This window comes from Pseudonocardia sp. (assembly GCF_025965585.1).
GTDB lineage: Bacteria > Actinomycetota > Actinomycetes > Mycobacteriales > Pseudonocardiaceae > Pseudonocardia.
Window position 1 is genome coordinate 1 of the sequence record NZ_JAOPWR010000168.1, and the last position, 17,429, is coordinate 17,429.

The 17,429-nt window shown below is 70.5% G+C and carries 23 protein-coding genes and 2 pseudogenes; 11 read left to right on the plus strand and 14 right to left on the minus strand.

The window, feature by feature from the left end; translation table 11 throughout:
* Window positions 1-1,035 (plus strand): glycoside hydrolase family 3 N-terminal domain-containing protein (locus tag JWR81_RS10500; RefSeq protein WP_297649973.1); only part of this gene is annotated, 1,035 nt, incomplete at its 5' end.
* A gap of 289 nt (window positions 1,036-1,324) precedes the next feature.
* Here JWR81_RS10500 and JWR81_RS10505 read toward each other — a convergent pair.
* Window positions 1,325-1,501, minus strand: a complete 177-nt coding sequence (locus JWR81_RS10505) for a hypothetical protein (protein WP_297649975.1) — start codon at window positions 1,499-1,501, stop codon at window positions 1,325-1,327.
* A 229-nt stretch (window positions 1,502-1,730) separates the two neighbouring features.
* Here JWR81_RS10505 and JWR81_RS10510 point away from each other — a divergent pair, with 229 nt between their 5' ends.
* From JWR81_RS10510 to JWR81_RS10530, 5 genes are all read left to right on the plus strand, one after another.
* Window positions 1,731-2,303, plus strand: coding sequence for a hypothetical protein (locus tag JWR81_RS10510; RefSeq protein ID WP_297649977.1), 573 nt, complete (start codon window positions 1,731-1,733; stop codon window positions 2,301-2,303).
* Window positions 2,304-2,329: 26 nt separating this feature from the next.
* Complete coding sequence (locus JWR81_RS10515) at window positions 2,330-3,055, plus strand: SDR family oxidoreductase (protein ID WP_297649979.1); 726 nt, start codon at window positions 2,330-2,332, stop codon at window positions 3,053-3,055.
* Between the two features lie 13 nt (window positions 3,056-3,068).
* On the plus strand, window positions 3,069-3,785 hold the full coding sequence (locus JWR81_RS10520; RefSeq protein ID WP_297649981.1) for an ABC transporter substrate-binding protein: 717 nt from the start codon (window positions 3,069-3,071) through the stop codon (window positions 3,783-3,785).
* 146 nt (window positions 3,786-3,931) lie between these two features.
* Window positions 3,932-4,372, plus strand: a complete 441-nt coding sequence (locus tag JWR81_RS10525; RefSeq protein ID WP_297650012.1) for a GrpB family protein — start codon at window positions 3,932-3,934, stop codon at window positions 4,370-4,372.
* A complete protein-coding gene (locus JWR81_RS10530; RefSeq protein WP_297649983.1) occupies window positions 4,369-4,626 on the plus strand; it encodes a response regulator transcription factor in 258 nt (85 codons plus the stop codon). The genes JWR81_RS10525 and JWR81_RS10530 overlap by 4 nt, the downstream gene beginning before the upstream one ends.
* A gap of 359 nt (window positions 4,627-4,985) precedes the next feature.
* On the opposite strand, the gene JWR81_RS10535 is transcribed toward JWR81_RS10530, so the two are convergent.
* The 9 genes from JWR81_RS10535 to JWR81_RS10570 all read right to left on the minus strand — a co-directional run bounded on the left by JWR81_RS10535 (window position 4,986) and on the right by JWR81_RS10570 (window position 10,868).
* Window positions 4,986-5,435, minus strand: a complete 450-nt coding sequence (locus JWR81_RS10535; protein ID WP_297649984.1) for a hypothetical protein — start codon at window positions 5,433-5,435, stop codon at window positions 4,986-4,988.
* Window positions 5,428-5,982: a hypothetical protein gene (locus JWR81_RS10540; protein WP_297649986.1), complete on the minus strand. Its 555-nt coding sequence runs from the start codon at window positions 5,980-5,982 to the stop codon at window positions 5,428-5,430. The genes JWR81_RS10535 and JWR81_RS10540 overlap by 8 nt, the downstream gene beginning before the upstream one ends.
* 594 nt (window positions 5,983-6,576) lie before the next feature.
* Entirely contained in the window at window positions 6,577-7,317 is a 741-nt protein-coding gene (locus tag JWR81_RS10545; RefSeq protein WP_297649988.1) for a Rieske (2Fe-2S) protein, read from the minus strand.
* Window positions 7,314-7,451: a sigma factor-like helix-turn-helix DNA-binding protein gene (locus JWR81_RS10550; protein WP_297650014.1), complete on the minus strand. Its 138-nt coding sequence runs from the start codon at window positions 7,449-7,451 to the stop codon at window positions 7,314-7,316. The genes JWR81_RS10545 and JWR81_RS10550 overlap by 4 nt, the downstream gene beginning before the upstream one ends.
* Window positions 7,452-7,460: 9 nt before the next feature.
* The gene (locus JWR81_RS10555) at window positions 7,461-7,838 is read right to left on the minus strand and encodes a sigma factor (RefSeq protein WP_297649990.1); all 378 of its coding nucleotides are present in this window, start codon (window positions 7,836-7,838) and stop codon (window positions 7,461-7,463) included.
* Window positions 7,839-7,994: 156 nt separating this feature from the next.
* Window positions 7,995-9,359, minus strand: coding sequence for an AarF/ABC1/UbiB kinase family protein (locus JWR81_RS10560; RefSeq protein WP_297649992.1), 1,365 nt, complete (start codon window positions 9,357-9,359; stop codon window positions 7,995-7,997).
* Between the two features lie 14 nt (window positions 9,360-9,373).
* Window positions 9,374-9,913: a hypothetical protein gene (locus tag JWR81_RS10565; protein ID WP_297649995.1), complete on the minus strand. Its 540-nt coding sequence runs from the start codon at window positions 9,911-9,913 to the stop codon at window positions 9,374-9,376.
* A 42-nt stretch (window positions 9,914-9,955) separates the two neighbouring features.
* Window positions 9,956-10,297 (minus strand): zf-HC2 domain-containing protein, encoded by a 342-nt coding sequence (locus JWR81_RS34310; RefSeq protein WP_367278769.1) that lies wholly within the window; start codon window positions 10,295-10,297, stop codon window positions 9,956-9,958.
* Window positions 10,200-10,868, minus strand: a complete 669-nt coding sequence (locus tag JWR81_RS10570) for a sigma-70 family RNA polymerase sigma factor (protein ID WP_297649997.1) — start codon at window positions 10,866-10,868, stop codon at window positions 10,200-10,202. Before JWR81_RS10570 ends, JWR81_RS34310 begins: the two co-directional genes overlap by 98 nt.
* Window positions 10,869-11,033: 165 nt before the next feature.
* On the opposite strand from JWR81_RS10570, the gene JWR81_RS10575 reads away from it, so the two are divergent.
* The gene (locus tag JWR81_RS10575; protein WP_297649999.1) at window positions 11,034-12,353 is read left to right on the plus strand and encodes a vanadium-dependent haloperoxidase; all 1,320 of its coding nucleotides are present in this window, start codon (window positions 11,034-11,036) and stop codon (window positions 12,351-12,353) included.
* Window positions 12,350-13,000 (plus strand): hypothetical protein, encoded by a 651-nt coding sequence (locus tag JWR81_RS10580; RefSeq protein WP_297650001.1) that lies wholly within the window; start codon window positions 12,350-12,352, stop codon window positions 12,998-13,000. Before JWR81_RS10575 ends, JWR81_RS10580 begins: the two co-directional genes overlap by 4 nt.
* On the opposite strand, the gene JWR81_RS10585 is transcribed toward JWR81_RS10580, so the two are convergent.
* Together JWR81_RS10585 and JWR81_RS10590 are read right to left on the minus strand one after the other, a co-directional pair.
* Complete coding sequence (locus tag JWR81_RS10585; RefSeq protein WP_297650003.1) at window positions 13,001-13,405, minus strand: recombinase family protein; 405 nt, start codon at window positions 13,403-13,405, stop codon at window positions 13,001-13,003.
* Window positions 13,393-13,515, minus strand: a pseudogene (locus JWR81_RS10590) (IS701 family transposase); the annotation flags it as partial. The pseudogene JWR81_RS10590 and the gene JWR81_RS10585, both read right to left, overlap by 13 nt.
* Window positions 13,516-13,723: 208 nt before the next feature.
* Between JWR81_RS10590 and JWR81_RS10595 the strand changes: the two are divergent.
* From JWR81_RS10595 to JWR81_RS10605, 3 genes are all read left to right on the plus strand, one after another.
* Window positions 13,724-14,152: a nitroreductase family deazaflavin-dependent oxidoreductase gene (locus tag JWR81_RS10595; RefSeq protein WP_297650005.1), complete on the plus strand. Its 429-nt coding sequence runs from the start codon at window positions 13,724-13,726 to the stop codon at window positions 14,150-14,152.
* A 29-nt stretch (window positions 14,153-14,181) separates the two neighbouring features.
* Complete coding sequence (locus JWR81_RS10600; RefSeq protein WP_297650007.1) at window positions 14,182-14,775, plus strand: TetR/AcrR family transcriptional regulator; 594 nt, start codon at window positions 14,182-14,184, stop codon at window positions 14,773-14,775.
* Window positions 14,776-14,876: 101 nt separating this feature from the next.
* On the plus strand, window positions 14,877-15,806 hold the full coding sequence (locus JWR81_RS10605) for an NADP-dependent oxidoreductase (protein ID WP_297650016.1): 930 nt from the start codon (window positions 14,877-14,879) through the stop codon (window positions 15,804-15,806).
* 146 nt (window positions 15,807-15,952) lie between these two features.
* Here JWR81_RS10605 and JWR81_RS10610 read toward each other — a convergent pair whose 3' ends face one another.
* Both JWR81_RS10610 and JWR81_RS34315 read right to left on the minus strand, forming a co-directional pair.
* Window positions 15,953-16,750 (minus strand): hypothetical protein, encoded by a 798-nt coding sequence (locus tag JWR81_RS10610; RefSeq protein ID WP_297650010.1) that lies wholly within the window; start codon window positions 16,748-16,750, stop codon window positions 15,953-15,955.
* Between the two features lie 412 nt (window positions 16,751-17,162).
* A pseudogene (locus JWR81_RS34315) lies at window positions 17,163-17,399 on the minus strand (IS110 family transposase); the annotation flags it as partial.
* Window positions 17,400-17,429 lie beyond the last annotated feature (30 nt).

Below are 17,429 nucleotides of genomic sequence, written 5' to 3' on the forward strand. Positions count from 1 at the left end.
ACGCTGGCCCGCATGCCACCACGGACCCGGATCGGGCAGCTGTTCCTGCTGGGCATCTCCGCCGACGGAAGCGGACAACCCGGCCCGGCCATCACCGCATCCGCCCCCGCGGGGGTGTTCCTCACCGGACGCGCAACGGCCGGCGTCGCCGCCACCGCGCGCATGCTCACCACCCTCCAGGACCGGGGTCGCGCCGCCAGTGGAGGCGCCGGGCTGTTCACCGCCGTCGACCAGGAAGGCGGGCAGGCCCAGGACCTGCACGGACCCGGCTTCTCCACCATGCCCACCGCCGCGGTCCAGGGCACCTGGACCACCACCCGGCTGCAGGCGGCCGCCACCACCTGGGGCCGACAACTCCACACCGCCGGCCTCAACGTCGACCTCGCCCCCGTCACCGACACCCTCTCCCCCGCGCTCGGTAAAGCGAACGCCCCCATCGGCGCCTACGACCGCGCCTTCGGCACCACCCCCGACACCGTCGCCACCCACGCCACCGCGTTCGCCCGCGGCCTGCACGACGCCGGCATCCAGAGCGTCCTCAAACACTTCCCCGGCCTCGGACGCGTCCGCGGCAACACCGACATCACCTCCGGGGTCACCGATACCACCACCACACCCACCGACCCCGACCTCCAACCCTTCACCACCGCCACCCACGCCACCCCCGCCTGGGTGATGGTCTCCACCGCGATCTACACCAGGATCGACCCCACCAGACCCGCGGCCTTCTCCCCCACCGTCCTGAACATCCTGCGCAACCGCGTCGGCTACTCCGGCCTGGTCCTGTCCGACGACCTCGGCAACGCCGCCCAGGTCGCCTCCGTCCCCGCAGGGCAGCGCGCGGTCGAGTTCCTCACCGCGGGCGGCGACATCGTGCTCACCGCCGCACCCGCCACCCTCGCCCCCATGATCGACGCGGTACAGACCGCAACGAGGGACCCCCACATCGCCGCTCTCGCCGCCGCCGCCGAACTGCGGGTACTCGACGCGAAACAATCGATGGGCCTACTGACCTGCACATCGAGTCCCCCATAGCAGGCCGGCTCGACTGGAGAACCGTTTGACGCGCCGGCAATCATCAACGCCAAGACACGCCGACATGCTGAGCCGACAAGGGAGACTTCGGCCTTTACGGCCTGCCCGCTCCACACCGTCCGCTTGCGCCACCAGATTCGCTGAAAAGGTGCAACGCCCTCATCGCCAACGGCACACGCAGCTCGCACCCCCACCTGCCCGCCACTGATCGGCGAGGCCGAGCGACACGATCGGAGCACGAGCGAACTCTTCGTATAGCCGAACCGCGCGCGATCCGCCCTGTGGGGTGTCAGAACGCTGCATACGCTGCTGACCAGCGGTGATCGGCGCCTTCCAGTGGCCGGGCACGATCGTCGCCGTGACTTTGCGGCTGCTGTATCTGATCTTCCAGCAGGTGCTCGGACTGCTCCTGCTGATGCGCCGCACCTCCTCCACCAAGGACGTCGAGGTCCTCGTGCTGCGGCATGAGGTCGCCATGCTCCGCCGTACCAACCCGCCCACGCCTGGACTGGACGGATCGGGCCGTCTTCGCCACCCTCATCCGTCGGCTACCGGACGAGGCTGCGCGGCCACCGCCTGGTCACCCGGGCACCATCCCGCGCTGGCACCGCCACCTGGTACGCCGCAGGTGGACCTACCCGAACCCGCCCGGGCGGCCACCGATCGACGACCTCCTCCCCGCACTGGTGGTACGGATGGCGCGGAAGAACCCGAGGTGGGGATACCAACGGGCCCAGGGCGAGCTGCTCAAACTCGGCCACCGGATCGGCGCCACAACGATCCGGCGGATCCTCAAACGCCACCGAATCCCGCCCGCGCCGGTCCGGCACACCGCCGTGCTGGACCAACAGTTCGCGGCGATAGAGCGCACGCTGGTCGCGGCGGCCGGACACGCGGACGACGAGCCGTTCGGTGAGCGGATACGGCGGTTCCTGATCGCGGCATCTGGTGAGCTCGGCCGGATCGGGGCGGCGCAACTGGCGACGGGGCGCGGAGATACGGCGCTGCGCCGGCATCTGGAACAGCGGATCGACACGGTGGTCTACCGGCGGCTCGACGAGCTGTTCCAGGACGGGCACCGGCGCGGACTGCTCTCGGCGCCACCGCAGCTGCTGGGCGAGATCACCCGCGGCGCGGTGGAGCGGCTGCTGAACTCGCAGTTACCGCGCGAACTCAACTGCACAGCGGCCGATCTGCTGCGGACAACCATCGACACAGTGCTCTACGGGGCGATCCGCCCCGGTAGCGAACAGGAGGCGAACTCGTGACCGGGGCAACCAGCAGGGTGGCATTGGTGACCGGGGCCAGCAGCGGAATCGGCGCGGAAACCGCGCGTCTTCTGGCCACGCGCGGTATAGCAGTGGTAGTCAACTACCTCCACAGCGGCCCGGCGGCCGCGCAAGTCGTCGCCGACATCGAAGCGGCCGGCGGGCAGGCGATGGCCGTGCAGGCCGACGTGCGTGACCCAGCGGCGGTCGAGACCATGCTTGAACGCGTCTCGGCGGCCTGGGGTGGCATCGACGTGCTGGTGCACAACGCGCTCACCCCGTACGCGATCAAGTCCTTCCAGGACATGACGTGGGAGGAGCTGGGCGGCAAGCTCGACGACGAGATGCGGGCGGCGTTCGTGGTCACCAAGGCCGTCCTGCCCACCATGAAAGAACAGGGCTGGGGACGGCTCATCTACCTCGGCACCGGCCTGAGCCGCCGGCCCCGGGAAGAAATGATCGCACTCGGCACGGCCAAGGCCGCGCTGACCCAGTTCGCCCGCTACCTCGCCCAGGAACTAGGCCCCGACGGCATCACGGTCAACGTCGTCGAGCCCGGACCGGTAGCCGAAACCAAGATCTCGGCTGTACTCGACGAGGGGCAAACCCAGCGGCAGGTGGCCGCCACCCCGCTGGGCCGGCTGGCCCGCCCAGCGGACGTCGCCCAAGCAGTCGCCTTCTACGCCAGCGAGGACAACGCCTTCATGACCGGAACCACCGCCGCGGTCAACGGCGGGATGTCGATGTACTGAGGGAGTCACGCTCATGCACACCATCGATCTCGCCTACGTCGGACGGGGCCTGCACGAGGAACTAGCCGCCTACATCGCCGACCAGGAAAACTACTACGCCGACGAGGGCGTCCACGTCGCACTGCGCGACGGCTGCGACTGGGGCGAAGAACGGCTCCGTCGCGGCGCGACCATCGGGCTCGGCCGGGCGCTGCTGTCCCGCCTGACCAGCGGCATCCCCTGGGTCGCACTCACCGTCAACACCCACCGCCCACTATTCTGGTTCCTCGCCCGCCCCGGACTGACCGACCTGAGCGACCTGGCCGGCCACCGGCTGGCGGTGCACCCCCCGCACGCCGCGCCGGGGTGCTTCGCCCGCATCGTGCTGCGCTGGAAGGTCCTGGCCTGGGTCGGCGACCACTTCCAAATCCCCACCGTGGGCCTAGCTGTCGACCCCACCTACATCCACCCAGACGACCCCGCCGTCGCCGCCGTCGTGCGAGCCCACCGCCGCGCCCTCAAGGTGATCCACAACAATCCCGACACCACAGTGCGATACATCCAGACGTTCCTCGGCCGACACACCGCAGACGAGGCCCGCGCCCACTACAACACCTTCATCGCACCGCATTTCACCCCCGACGGCCAAGCCGACCTCGCCGTCGGAGCCGCCGCGATCGCCGCGGTCACCACCGAACTCGGCGTGCCCGCGACCCTCACCGCACCCGAGTTCTACCGCACCGCACACTGAGAATCTCAAGGAAGGACACCCAGCCGGAAATCTCGATAACCGGAACCGGACTCATCGGCTCACAGGGTTTCCAGCTGGGAACGCCACGCACGGCCTACCAGCTGCAGAAGATCACCGTCGGCCAGCGGCAACCACACAACGCGCCCATCACCCTCGCCGAGTACGACCCCACCTGGCCCGTGCTCTTCGCCCGCGAGGCTGACCGAATCCGCGACACACTCGGTGCATCAGTCCTACTTCTCAAACATGTCGGCTCAACTTCCGTGCCTGGTCTCGCGGCCAAGCCCATCATCGACATCCACATCAACCTGCATGTGCGGGGTTGTTCGCCCCCACCGGAGGCATCCCAGACCTCAACGCCCCCGCCGCCGAGGTGGCCAGGTACTACACCGAACACCAAGCACAAACTGGACCGGCTTCGTGTTCTTCTCCCTCGCGATCCTGCCCTACATGATCTTCCTAGGAAGGTTGGGTCCATCCTGGCCATCTCCGAGGGAGGCGGCGGAACAGCGACGAGCATCTACTCCATCGGCGCCACGGTCGGTGTGGTCGTGCCCATCCTCTATGTCACCTTCCCCACGCCGTGATCTTGGACGTCGGAGCCGGTCAACAAGCGACCAGCGGTCCCGCCTCACTCACCCAGACCGAGCACCGGGTTGCCACGCTCATCGCGGCCGGGCACACCAACAAGACCGCGGCCACGGAACTCGGCGTATCGATCAACACCATCGCCACCCACCTACGCGCCGCTTTCGTCAAACTCGGCGTCCGGTCGCGAGTACAGCTCGCCAACGCTCTCCGCGACCGCAACGAGACCGTCACACTCGACACACCCAATTAGTGACGCACCGTCAACAACTTGCGTCCACAAGTGGGGCCAGCTCGTGCTCGATCATCTCCATCGCGGTGGTGCGGTGCGGTTCACCGAGGCCGCCCGGGGAGCGTCGGCAAGGTCCGCATGCCGTCGTGATCGGTCAGCACGATCGCCTCGGCGGACTGCTGCGCGCCCCACTCCACCGGCACCACCTCATCGAGCGCGACTCCAACCCTTCCTTGCCGCCCGCCGCCGGAGGTGGGTTCGTCATTGAACTCATGAGGACGGCCCTCCAAGAACGGGAGCGGGTGTCGACGCCCCGCGGCTCGCCTTCGGCTGGTCCAGTTCGCCGGCGAGGCTTACCGCACGCACTCCGCTCACGGTTACTACCGGGCGGTCCGCGAGAGCGACGCGCGGGCCGCGGCCGTATTCCGGAGGAGCACGCCGGCCGCGGTGAGCACGGTCGCGCTGGCCTCGGCGGCTGCCGAGAGCACCTTGCCCGGCACGTCCCAGGTGGGCTCGTACATGTCCGGCAGCAGGCCGAGCGCCCCGACATCGACGTAGCGGTAGAGCAACACCGCGGTCAGCGCGCTGGCAGTCACAGCGAACGCGAGCGCCCATGCCGCTCGTCGTGGACGGGCGAGCAGCAACAGCGCCACCGCCGCGGCCACCGCCGCCTGCCCCCGGAACAGCATGGCCTGGGTGAGTACCCCGCTGCCGACGTGGGCGTAGTACGGGGCGTCGTTGAGGTGCACGTAGGTGTCGACGAGCAGCGCGGCCGCGGCCGGCAGGCTCAGCGCCCGAGCGGCCGGCGTGACGGGTCCGGGACTAACCATTGTCGATCTTGTTTCCGTGCGGGTCGAGCACGTACCAGCCGGCACCAAACTGGTTGAGTCCCTGGCCGTGCACGTCACCGGCCGCCCGGTCCCCGACGTAGTAGTACAGCGGGTGTCCATGGTAGGCGAGCTGCTCGGTGCCGTCGGCCCGGCGGGTGGTGCTGACCAGCTGTGCCGCGGCGCCTCCCGCGGCGTGCGCCGCGGCTGCGCTGAGCACCGGTGGCCAAACCTGGGCGCAGCCGCCGGTGCAGGTCGAGGTGGTGCCGGTGTCGGCCTCGAACAGATACAGGCTGCGGCCCTGGCCGTCGGCCAGGATGGTGCCCAGCCCGGACGCGGTCACGGTCTGGACCGTCGCCACCGATGTGGCCGTGGCGACGGGGGCGGAGGTCGCCGGTGCGGCGGCGCCATACCCGCCGCCGGAGGCGGTGGACGCCCCGGTGCCGCAGGCCGCAGCGAGCATCAGGCCGGACAGGCCGACCAACGGCCCCAGGCGCCGGATGCGGCCGGCGCGGTTGCCGACCAGGACGGACATTAGCTTGAACATCATCGGGTTTCTCCTTCGGTCAGGGCCGAGCAGCGCGAACGCTGCTGGGTCGAGGGCGCGGCGATTCGGCGGCTCGGAACGCGATGATCAGCCCAGCCGCGACGAACCGGCGCACCGCCGCGATGTGGTCGATGCAGAACCTCCTGTCGAAAACCAGAGCAGTGTGGTGACGGTGAACGCCCAGCTCGCGACGATCTTGGGGACACGGCGGCGGTGGAGCTGCTCGACGGCGACCACACCGCCGACCGGCCCGCGGCCGGCACCCGGTCCGGGGTGTTGTGCGGTCTCCAGCGGGTCGCACCCATGATGGTTCCCTCCCTTCGTGGTCGTCGCCACGGACTCCTCGAGTGCCAACCGCGCTCCACGGCCCCGCCGTGACCGGAAATCGGCCGTCCCGTAAGCCGCCGAATTCTGGGTCGTGGTTAGGCGGACCGCCTGTGGAGAGATAGCAAGGCCGGTTACATCCGTCGCCCGTGTGGCCACCTCACCGCGGGCACCTCAAGCGAGCCCCACCGTCGCGCCGAGCCGATGCGGGTCTCGTTGTGCTCCGCCCGCGGACGCACCGCATCGAGCCGGCGTGGCGGGCGATGGCCTCGGTCAGGCGGTGGGGGGCGGGGCGTAGACCTCGATCGCGTCGCCGGTCACCCGGACCATCAGGTGCGGCAGCGGGCGCGGCGGCACCGGCAGCGCGTAGGTGAGCAGCTCCCCGGTCACGGCGAACGCGGTGGAGTGCCACGGGCACTGCAGCCGCCCGGCCGGCACGTCGAGCCGCAACCGGCAGCCCTGATGGGTGCAGGTCCCCGACACCGCGCTGAGCTGCCCACCGCTGCGGTGCAGGAACCCGGCGACGCCGCCGACCTCGAAGGGCCGCACCGCGCCGTCGGCGACGTCGGCGACGGCCGCGACGGCGGTCCACGTGCCGGTGGTCGGGGTCAGGGTCGCGTCGGTCTGGGTGGTGTCGGGTCCGGTGGGGCGGGTACCGGCCGGGGGGCTCTCAGCGACCAGGGTCTGGTTGACCACCACCTGATCGGCCAGGACACCGATCGCGGCCGCCGCGGCGGCGACGGACCCGAACTGGATGACCTGACGGCGGGTGCCCCGGATCGGCACCACCAGCGGGTCGGTGCGGTCGGCGTGGTCGGTGTCGAGCTCGGCGGCCAGGCGCTGCTGCAGCCCGGTGACGAACTCCTCGCGGGGTGCGCCGCTGCCGGTACGCCCGGCGCGCAACGTGATCGCGGCGCGCATCTGGGCGGCGTCGTCGTCACCGGGACGGAACGGTTTGGTGCGTTTGCCGCGCAGCAGGTTCTCAACGAACCGGGCGACGTCGCGGGTGCTCATGACGGCTCCTCCTCGGCGAGCTCGGCGGCCCGGCGCAACGCGCGGTGCTCCAGGACCTTCGCGTTGGCCACGCTGACCCCCAGCGCGGCCGCGGCGTCCTTGACCGAGTAGGAGTGCAGGAACCGTAGCTTCAGGACGCGGTGCTAGCGCTCGGGCAGCCCGGCCAGCCCGGCCAGCACGGCTTCGGCCCGCGCCGGGGCGTCGGACGGCGCCACCTCCGCCGCGGCCGGCTCCGGATAGTCGTCGGCGATGGTGGTGATCTCCCGTCCCATGGTGGCGCGCCAGTGCCGGGCCAGCACCGTTCGCGCGGTGGCCAGCAGGTAGGCGCGTACCTCCCCGACCGACGCGGAGACCCGCAGTGGACCCAGCGCGGCCAGGAACACCTCGGCGGTCAGGTCCTCGGCGTCGGCGCGGTTGCCGACCTCGGCGAACATCAGCCGGTAGATCCGCTCCACGTTGTCGCGGTACACCGCCTGCCAGTCGGCGTACCGGTCATCCGACACCACCCGCAGCTCCCGCATGTCGGGCGCCCCGGGTGAGCCGCCGTCCGGCGGCGTCTCGGCCCCTGTCTGAGCCCGTTGGCCCGTTCGGTGCCGGGCACAGTCACCACCGGGGGTCATCATTCACCGCCCCGCTCGCCCGTGGCCACCCCGTCGCCGGCTCGGCCACGTGGGGTCTCACGCTGCCTCGGTGAAGCCGGGTTGCCATCGTTGCACCACCTCACGCACCCGCACCGTCGCGCCGAGCTGGCACAGCATGCCGATCGAGCCCAGGGTGACCCGGTGGATCAGCATGTACTGCTCGGGCAGGTTCAGGCCCCGCCCGGTCCGGAACTCCGCCTGGTGGGGGTCGGTGACCCGGCCGGCCCGCGACCGCAGCCAGCCGCGGGTGAAATGGAATTCCGCGGTGGCCATCGGTTCGGCCAGCGGCGCGAAGAACTCCAGCGCGTCGATGGCGGGCAACGACACCCCCGGGCGCACCAGGTCCTCGCTGTGCAGCAGCGCGAGAAGCTCCTCGGCGCGACCGTCGAGGGCCAGGCGGGTCAGCCGGCTCAACGGGCGGGGCATGCCGTCGGGCAGCCGCGCCACCGCGCCGAAGTCCAGCACCCCGAGCCGGCCGTCGGACAGCAGCCGGAAGTTGCCGGGGTGCGGGTCGGCGTGCAGCAGCCGGGCCCGTTGCGGCGCCGAGTTGTGGAGCTCGACCAGCGCCTGGCCCGCCCGGTCACGGCCGGCGGTGTCGCCCCGGCTGATGATCGCCGCCAGCGGGGTGCCGTCGACCCATTCCGACACGATCGCGCGCGGCGCGGACGCGACGACGCGGGGCACCAGGATCGTGTCGTCGCCGTCGTAGGTCGCGGCGAACACGCGCTGGTGGTCGGCCTCGGCGCGGTAGTCCAGCTCGTGCGCCATCTGCGCGCGCAACTCGGCGAGCAGCGGCTTCGCCGCCAACCCGGGCAGCAACGGCTGCAGCAGCCGCCCGAAACGCTGCAGCTGGCCCAGATCGGCCAGCAGCGCCTCCTCCGCCCCGGGATACTGCACCTTGACCGCGACGTCGCGGCCATCGGCCCAGATGCCGCGGTGCACCTGCCCGATGCTGGCCGCCGCGGCGGCGGTGTCGTCGAAATCGCGGAACCGCCCCCGCCAGCCGCGCCCGAACTGCTCGGCCAGCACCCGATGCACCTGCGCGGCAGGTATCGGCTCGGCCGCGGACTGCAGCCTACTCAGCGCGTCGCGGTAGGGCCGGGCGAACTCGGCGGGAACCGCGGCCTCGAACACCGACAACGCCTGGCCGACTTTCATCGCCCCGCCCTTGAGCTGCGAGAGCACCGCAAACAGCTCCTCGGCGCCGCGGCGGGCCAGATCGGCGGAGATCTGCTCACGATCACCACCGACCAGCCGCCGGCCCCAGCCCACCGCGGCCCGACAGGCGAACCCGAGCGGGATCCCGGCCAACGCCACGGTGCGCTGCCCGGCGCGCCGAATCGGAATCCCACCCGCCTGCTCACCCTCAGCCCGCGCAGACGACGCAGAGATGTCACCCATGCTGCCCATCCCGATCAGTACCGACCGCTGGATTGCTGGACAAGCTTGTCGCCGGTCGGGGCCACCACGAACCAGCTGCCACCGAAGTTGGTGATACCTTCCCCCGCCGTCGTGCCGGGGCCGGCGTCGTTGACGAAGTAGTACAACGGATGCCCGGCGTAGGTCAGCTGGGTCGAGCCGTCCGTGCGGCGGCTGGTGCCCAGCAGGGCCGTGTGCGCACCCGGCCCGGCGATCGACGGGTTGGTCGTGCTCACCGGGGGCCACACCGACGCGCAGGCACCCACACAGCTCGAACGGGAACCGGTATCGGCGTCGAACAGATACACCGCCCGGCCCTGCCCATCGGTGAGGATCGTGCCCAGTCCGCTCTGCGCGGTCGCCAACGAGAACGGGGCCGTCCTCGCCGGTGCGCCCGGTGCCGACGCCAGCGGTGCGGCGGCGCCGTACCCGCCCGCCGCACCCGGGGCGCTCGCCGCGACACCGCTGCAGGCGGTGGCCAGCGTGGCCACGAGCGCGCCGGCGGCGAGTAACAACGGTCGACTCAGAAAGTTCATGTGCTAACTCCTCGTTGTAGGGGCCCGACGCAGCGCGCCGGGTCAGAAGGCCGATTCCGCGCGCGAGCGCGACACCCAGCGCCGCGACCACCAGCACCGCCACGGCGCCGGTCGCCGAACTCGCGCCGCGGGCGCCCCGTCCCGGTCGCGCTCGCGCGATGAGGTCGTGTCGGAGCCAGTTGCCGGTGCGGCCACGCGGCTGAGCAGGGCGGCCACATAGGCCAACGCCCCGACCTCGCGCTGACACGGCGAACACCAAGCCAGGTGCGCGGCGTAGTCGGCGCGCTCAGCCGGGCTCAGGGCACCCAACACGTAGACGCCGCTGTCCACCCCGCGTGGACACTGGGCTTGATCGCGCCGGATGTCGGCGCCGTCCCGGGTCACGACCGCCCGTGGGCGGAGGTGGCGCCTCGGTGGCGTCGACAAGCTGGTCGCGCAGCGCCCGCAAGGCATAATGCAACCTGGATCGGACCGTCCCAGCGGGAACATCGAGTCGGGCCGCGACCCGGGCGACGGGGCCGTCGCGGTAGAAGATCTCCACCAGCACGTGGCGGTGCGCCGGGGAGAGCCCCTGCATCGCCCGGTCGAGCCAGCACCGGTCGAGCGGGCGGTCGTAGCCGCCGTCGACCGCACGATCCAACAGGCCGTCCTCGGCGAGGCCGACCGGTCGGGCCAGCTCGGCGCGGCGGGCGTCGATGAGCACCCGGCGCAGCACCAGGACCAACCACGGACGCAGCGGTCGAGGATCGGCTTCCAGACGCGGCAGGTTGCGCCATGCGCGCAGGAACGTCTCCTGAACCGCGTCCTCGGCCGCCGTCCGCGTCGTGAAGCGCACGGCGAAGGCGAGCAGCGCGGCCGCGTGCTCGTCATACATCGCCCGCAGCGGCTCGGCCCCGAACATCAGGTCGACGCGCTCGGTGGCACGCGGCAGCGGGCGGTCCAGATCGGAGGTCACATCGGTCAATAGGCGACCCGGTTACAGCGACCACCACGGGTGTCCGCCGCGCATCGCGATTGAACACTGCCGCGCCGCCCGTCGTGTTGGTAGGTGCGCGCCGGGCCGGTCCCGGCGTCCACGCGAGGAGTTCTCGCGTGCATCGACTTGATCGGTAGGCAACCCATGCGTCGCAGAACCACCCTGCTCGTCACCGCCACCGCAGCCGTCGTGGCCGCGGCCATCACCATCCCGGTCCTGGCCACCAGCTCCCACGGCGCAACCCCCGCCGCCGCCGGGCGCACCGCGGACGCACCGGGATCCGGGCAGTCGGTGATCGACTGGAACCGCACCCTGATCGCGATCCTGGGCACCCCGGGCGCCCAGCCGGCCACCGTGCACCCCACCCGCAGCTTCGCGATGCTGCAGGCCGCCGAGTACAACGCGGTGGTCTCCACCACCCACACCGGCCGACCCTACCGAAGCGCGGTCCCCGCCGCCGCCGACGCCCGTCCCGACGCGGCCGCCGACCAGGCCGCCCACGACATCCTCGCCGGGCTCTACCCCTCGATGCGAACCCGGCTGGACACCCAACTCGCCACCCAGCTGGCCACCCTCCCCGCGGGGCAACCAACCCGCGACGGTGTCGCCGCCGGGGCCGCCGCGGCCCAGACGATGCTGACCCAACGCCGCTCCGACGGCTCTGCGACGGTCCCGGCTCCGTTCGTGCCCGGCACCGCGCCCGGCGACTACCGCCCGACCCCGCCGAAGTTCGCGGCACCGATGTATCCCGGATGGGGGGCGGTGAGCCCGTTCCTGCTCACCGACGCAGGGCAGTTCCGGCCCCCGGCCCCGCCGCCGGTGACCAGTGCCGAGTACACCGCCGCGCTGGCCGAGGTGCGCAGCATCGGTCGCGACACCAGCACCACCCGCAGCCCGGACCAGACCGTGGCCGGCACGTTCTGGAGCTCCGCCCCGATCTGGACCACCTGGAACCAGGTCGCGCAGACACTCACCGCCGACCACCACGCCAGCCTCGCGCAGGCGACCGGCGTGTTCGCGACGATGGACCTGGCGCTGGCCGACGCCACCATCGCCCTCTACGACGCCAAATACCAGGACGCCGTGTGGCGCCCGGTCACCGCGATCCGCTCCGGCGTCCCCACGGCCGACCCACCCGTCCCCGCCGACCCGGCCTGGAACCCGTTGACACCCACCGCCGCGGACCCGTCCTACCCCGGCGCGCACAGCACACTCAGCGCCGCCGCTACCACCGTGCTCAGCGCCGTCTACGGACCCGCGCAACCGGTCGCGGTCACCGTGTCCGCCGACCCCGGCGTGACCCGCCGGTTCCCCACCCTCGCCGCGGCCGCCGACGAGGCGGGGCTGAGCCGGATCTGGGCCGGGCAACACACCCGCCTCGACCACGACGCCGGCCAGCAACTCGGCCGACAGGTCGCCGGTCTGGCCCTGGCCGACCTCCCGCTCGCACCGAGTCCGCGATGAGCCCTCGTACGCCGCAACCCCGCCCCGCGAGACACCGATTTCTCACCGGAGCGCGGGTCGCACTGATCGGCGCCGCCGCGGCGGCCGGGGCACTCGCCGTCGCGCTGCTGCCCGCCCAGCCCTCCGCGGCCCAACCCGTTCCCGCGACACTCACCGCGCCGGTGCTCGCCGCCCCCACCGCATCCCTCGACGGCGCGCCCGTCGACGGGATCGCCAGCGGCACCACGGAGCAACTCAGCTACCACATCCACACCCACCTGCAGATCTACCTCAACGGGCAGCCGCGCGCCGTGCCCTACGGAATCGGAGTGGTGGCCCCGCTGCAGCTCGAACAGACCGCGGCGGGCCCGTTCGTGGTCGGCGGGACGGCGTTCTACTGGCTACACACCCACGACAGCAGCGGCGTCATCCACATCGAGTCCCCCACCCGGCGCGTCTACCGCCTCGGCGAGTTCTTCGACCTGTGGGGCCAGCCACTGGGACCCGAGCAGGTCGGGCCGGCACACGGCCCGGTCACAGCGCTGGTCAACGGCAGCCCGGTCCGCGGCGACCCCCGCGACATCCCACTAGCAGCGCACGACCTCATCCAACTCGACGTCGGAGCCGCCGTCGCGTTCCAGCCCTACCACTTCCCACCCGGCCTCTGATTACGCTCCACCTCGGACCGTCCCGGCAACAAGCAGAGCGTCCGGTGCTACCGTCGGTCCGCACCAATGCAGCCGCGGGAACCCGGTGACGGAGGGTTCCAGCTGAACCTGCAGCAGATCGTCGAGCTCCTTACCCGCCGCGATGACCAGGACCCCGAGCTTGGGCTTCTGCCCACCGGTCCGTCCCCGCGCGCGGGCGGCGGCGAGCCCGTCCATGGTGCGCTCGAATATCAGGGCGTGTTCGAACTCGGCGATGGAGCCGAGGATCTGGAAGGACATCCGTCCGACCGCGGTGGAGGTGTCGATGCCCTGGTCGGGCACCACCAGATCCACCCCACGGTCCTGCAGCTGGTTGGCGGAATCGGACAGTAGTGGTCTGGCTGTGGCCCCCCGTCGGTGTCCCAACTCGCCCGGGCCAGGAAGTGCTGAATACCGGACGGATCCGCCTCGCCTGCGTACTCGGCGATCGCCCAGCAGTTCTTCCGCGGCAAGTCCGCGCCCAGCACCCTGCACACCGCTGCCCGCCACTACCGGCAAGCACTCGATCAACTCGCCCACCATGCCGGGCCTCGCCGCAGCTTGAGCCCAACCTTGACTCGATCTTGTCGACTTCGTCGGCCTCAGCAAGCCAGCCACCAAAAGATCTTCCACGGCTCGGAAATATTTCTAGACACGCCCGCGTTTCTGGTGTACGAAACAGTTTCGTACGGTGGAGGAGGAGACATGGGTGACGCGCTCGACTGGAACGCGGGGACCATCGCGGAGTTCCGAGCGAACCAGGGCAGGGTTGGCGGGACCTTCGAGGGCGCTCCGATGGTCCTGCTGCATCATCGCGGCCGCACAAGCGGGCGGGAGTATGTCACCCCCATGATGTACCTCCCGCATGACACCAGTCCGGACATCATCTATGTCTTCGCGACCAAGGGTGGCGCGCCGACCAACCCGGACTGGTACCGGAACGTGGCCGCCCTCGGCGACGGCAGTGTCGAACGCGGAACCGAGACATACATGGTGACTGTTCGCGAATTGAACGGTGCAGAACGCGACCGCGTCTATGCCGAACAAGCCCGACGTTACCCAGGATTTGCCGAGTACGAACGTCAAACTGCTGGAGTCCGCACCATTCCTGTGCTCGAGCTGAGGCGGGCGTAGACGGAGGGAGGGGGAAGCAGGGGAAGGCCATGGGCAGCGCCGCGACGACCGCGCTCAAGCTTGACCCCGAGCGCGAGCGGGCCATCATTCACGCGACCCTGGAGTTGCTGGCCGAGACTGGCTACGACGCTTTGCGCCTAGACGCGGTCGCGGCCCGCGCCAAGGCAAGCAAGGCGACGTTGTACAGGCACTGGACGGGTAAGGCCGACCTCGTCGTCGCCGCGGTCAAGTCCTACGAGCACACCGACCACCTCATCGGAGAAACCGACACGGGCACCCTTCGCGGCGACCTCCTGGCGATCCTTCGCGCCATCAGGGACACGATGACCGGCCCCACCGGGCAGATCCTGACCGGCGTCATGATCGCGATGCAGCGTGACTCCGAACTCGCCGGGGCCGTGCGCACCTCGATACTCAAGGATAGACAGCACATCATCCAGCGCATGCTGGACCGGGCGATCGCCCGTGGCGAATTGCCCGCCGACACCGGCACCGAGATCTTCGAGGAAATCGCGCCCGCTGTGCTCTTCACACGGATCTTCATCCTGGGCAGGCCAACAAACGAGACCGACCTGACCCGTCTCGCCGACAACATACTCATCCCCCTCATGACCAGGCACTGATCACCTGAGCTCCCATCCCCCCGGCCAGGTGAGCCCGCGCGGCAACCGAGTGCTGCCTGATGACGCAGCCGATGAAATCAACCGAGAGGAAGGCGAAGATCATGCCAAAAGCGGTCAGGTACGACAGGTTCGGCGGGATCGACGTGCTGCGTGTCGACGAGGTGGAACGTCCGGTGCCCGGCGACGGCCAGGTTCTCGTGCGGGTGAAGGCGGCTGGCATCAACCCCAGCGAGGCGGCCATCCGCACGGGAGCGGTAGCGGACATTTTCCCGTCGACGTTTCCGTCCGGGCAGGGCAGTGACCTGGCCGGGGTGATCGAGGAGGTTGGCGCCGGGGTCGCCGGATTCGCGCCCGGCGACGAGGCGATCGGGTTCAGCACCAAGCGGGCCTCCCAGGCCGAGCTGGTCCTGGTCGAGGCCGGCGACCTCGCGCGCAAGCCGGGGAACGTCTCCTGGGAAGTGGCCGGCGGACTGTACGTCGTCGGCGTGACGGCGTGGGGTGCGGTGCACTCCGTCGACCTGAAGGGGGGCGAGACCGTGGTGGTCTCCGGAGCCGCCAGCGGGGTCGGCTCACTCGCCGTCCAGCTCGCGCGCCGTACCGGGGCTGCGGTGATCGGCTTGGCCGGCGCAAGCAACCATGAGTGGCTGAAGAGCCACGGCGTCATCCCAGTCACGTACGGAGACGGCGTCGCGGACCGGATCAAGGCCGCCGCGCCCGGCGGCGTGGACGCCTTCGTCGACACCCACGGAGGCGGCTACGTCGAGCTCGCCATGGCCCTCGGCGTCGCGACCGAACGGATCGACACCATCGCCGATTTCGGGGCCGCCGCGAAGTACGGAGTGAAGACCGACGGTGGCGCAGAGGCCGGGCCGGGCGCCGAGATCCTGGCCGAACTGGCCGGCCTGATCGCCGACGGGCACCTCGAACTGCCGATCGCGAACGTCTACCCGCTGACGCAGGTCCGGGAGGCCTACACCGAGCTCGAACACCGCCACACCCACGGCAAGATCGTCCTCAAGCCCTTAAGCTAGCCCAGCGACTAGCGGCGCCCTGCCCGTGTCGGCAGACCAGTGCAGTCCGTGACCTGGCGATAACCCGCTATATCACCAGGTTGCCAGGTCCCGCCGGTACCGCCGCGTCGGATGGTGGTGAGGCACTGTGCCCTGATCGTCGTGGGTCACATTCGGCCCCCGCGGTAGAGCTTGGTGCGCAGCCGCTCGGGCTGGATGAGAAACTCCAGCAAGTACAAGTAGCCCAACAGTCCCAGGTCGTGCGGGATGGCGCCGTCGTGATGGGCGAGCAGGGCATTGGTCTGCTCGACCTTCCCGAGCAGCTTCGCGCCGTGGCCGTGGGTGGCGTCGCGCAAGACCTTGAGGTAGCGCGCCACCGCCTCGGTTGGGCTGAGGTGTTCGCCGGACTGCGGCAGCACGATGTCATCCGCTCCTGTCTGACGGTGCAGGAAGAATCCGCCCTGCAGCTCCTGCAGAGCAGCGACGGCGCGCTCAGCGGCGGGCAGCAACAGCGCCGCCGCGTCCGGGGACATCTGGCCGCGGAGGTCGTCAAGGGTCTTCTGTGCGTGCTGGAGTCGGCAGAGCTCGTCGAGATCTGGCCCAGTGAGCCGGTTAAGGGTGTCTAGGACGGTGAACAGCAGGATTCGGCGGGCGTTGGCGTCGCGGTGCGCTGCCTGCAGCGAGCTGACTCGGCGGAAGAGCTGCTCCACGCTCAGTAGCGCATGCAGGTGTTTCTCGGGCCGGTAGTTCGCGTGATTGTCGGTGAACACAGCGGGATCGGTCAGCACCCCGAACATGTCATCGAGCCGTTGTGCCCACCAGTTCAGTGCCGCAGTGCTGGCCGCTGCCGGCAACCGCGGCACGGCGCTGGCCCGGGTCGCTCCGGGTAGGGGTACCAGATGTAGCAGCTCCGCGGCGTCGCCCTGGGTGCCGGCGAGCGGTTGTCCGAGGCTGTAGACGATCACGCCGAAGGCCCGGTGACTGGGGAACCCCCACACCGACGGAGTCACTCACCGACACGACGAACGGCCTGGCCGGAAGCTCTGAAAAGAGCCTCTGACCAGGCCATTCGGCTGTGGGCGATACCGGGATCGAACCAGTGACCTCTTCGGCGCCTCTCTGTGTCAACACCGGGCTGCTTCCTGCGGTCGTAGGCTGTGCAGCGGTGGGTCCGGGAAGTGACTTGTCCGAAGAGCCGGCCGTCGGGGTTGGGCCGGCCGCGCTGGATTGCAGAGTCGCCCCCGAATGTCCTCCCGGGCCCGCCCCTTTCGCATCCCGCAGCAACTGCCGGAACACCACATCGGACAGCCGCCGCTTCAGACAGCGCAGCGCCTCCCTGTGACTCTTCCCCGCCGCCCGCTTCCGCTGGTAGTACTCGCGGCCAGCGGTCTGATGCCGGATCTGGGTGATCGCCATGACGTGCAGCGCGTAGTTCAGCTGCCGGTCCCCGGCCCGCGAGAGCCGATGCCGCACGACGTCACCGGAGGACACCGCGATCGGGGCGGTGCCGGTGTAAGACGCGAACGCCGCCGCGGAACCGAACCGATGGACCGACCCGACCCGGGCCAAGATCTTCCCCGCCAGCAGCCCGCCGATCCCGAACAACTCCGTCAACGTCGTGCCAGACTCGCGAACCGCAGCGGT

Bases quoted from the DNA above. Each gene is read 5' to 3' on its own strand.
- JWR81_RS10505 (WP_297649975.1), bottom strand. From the start codon at position 1,501: ATGCCGCAGCACGAGGACCTCGACGTCCTTGGTGGAGGAGGTGCGGCG.
- JWR81_RS10510 (WP_297649977.1), top strand. From the start codon at position 1,731: ATGGCGCGGAAGAACCCGAGGTGGGGATACCAACGGGCCCAGGGCGAG.
- JWR81_RS10520 (WP_297649981.1), top strand. From the start codon at position 3,069: ATGCACACCATCGATCTCGCCTACGTCGGACGGGGCCTGCACGAGGAA.
- JWR81_RS10535 (WP_297649984.1), bottom strand. From the start codon at position 5,435: ATGGTTAGTCCCGGACCCGTCACGCCGGCCGCTCGGGCGCTGAGCCTG.
- JWR81_RS10540 (WP_297649986.1), bottom strand. From the start codon at position 5,982: ATGATGTTCAAGCTAATGTCCGTCCTGGTCGGCAACCGCGCCGGCCGC.
- JWR81_RS10545 (WP_297649988.1), bottom strand. From the start codon at position 7,317: ATGAGCACCCGCGACGTCGCCCGGTTCGTTGAGAACCTGCTGCGCGGC.
- JWR81_RS10555 (WP_297649990.1), bottom strand. From the start codon at position 7,838: ATGCGGGAGCTGCGGGTGGTGTCGGATGACCGGTACGCCGACTGGCAG.
- JWR81_RS10560 (WP_297649992.1), bottom strand. From the start codon at position 9,359: ATGGGTGACATCTCTGCGTCGTCTGCGCGGGCTGAGGGTGAGCAGGCG.
- JWR81_RS10565 (WP_297649995.1), bottom strand. From the start codon at position 9,913: ATGAACTTTCTGAGTCGACCGTTGTTACTCGCCGCCGGCGCGCTCGTG.
- JWR81_RS10575 (WP_297649999.1), top strand. From the start codon at position 11,034: ATGCGTCGCAGAACCACCCTGCTCGTCACCGCCACCGCAGCCGTCGTG.
- JWR81_RS10580 (WP_297650001.1), top strand. From the start codon at position 12,350: ATGAGCCCTCGTACGCCGCAACCCCGCCCCGCGAGACACCGATTTCTC.
- JWR81_RS10595 (WP_297650005.1), top strand. From the start codon at position 13,724: ATGGGTGACGCGCTCGACTGGAACGCGGGGACCATCGCGGAGTTCCGA.
- JWR81_RS10600 (WP_297650007.1), top strand. From the start codon at position 14,182: ATGGGCAGCGCCGCGACGACCGCGCTCAAGCTTGACCCCGAGCGCGAG.
- JWR81_RS10605 (WP_297650016.1), top strand. From the start codon at position 14,877: ATGCCAAAAGCGGTCAGGTACGACAGGTTCGGCGGGATCGACGTGCTG.